Here is a 294-nt window from a genome sequence, read left to right as displayed (position 1 = left end):
GGTGCAGGAATTCGCCAAGGACAACAACAAGGACGGTCTGGAGTTCATCCTCGCCGCTGGTAACGCCGGGATCGAAGCGGCCACCAACGAAGTCATCAAACAGGCCGAGCTGACCATCCTGATTCTGGTGTACATCTGCGTGGCGGTGATGTGCATGATCACCTTCCGCTCGTGGGCGGCGACCTTGTGCATCGTCCTGCCGCTGGTGCTGACTTCGGTACTCGGCAACGCGCTGATGGCGTTCATGGGCATCGGCGTGAAGGTTGCGACCTTGCCGGTGGTGGCGCTGGGTGT

1 pseudogene is annotated in these 294 nt (G+C 60.9%); it reads left to right on the top strand.

The features are described from left to right. Positions 1–294, top strand: a pseudogene (locus BK660_RS33350) (RND family transporter); the annotation flags it as partial.

The organism is Pseudomonas brassicacearum (assembly GCF_003732265.1).
Lineage (GTDB): Bacteria > Pseudomonadota > Gammaproteobacteria > Pseudomonadales > Pseudomonadaceae > Aquipseudomonas > Aquipseudomonas brassicacearum_D.
The sequence above is the reverse complement of the archived record's forward strand: the minus strand, read 5'-3'. Positions and strand labels throughout refer to the sequence as shown.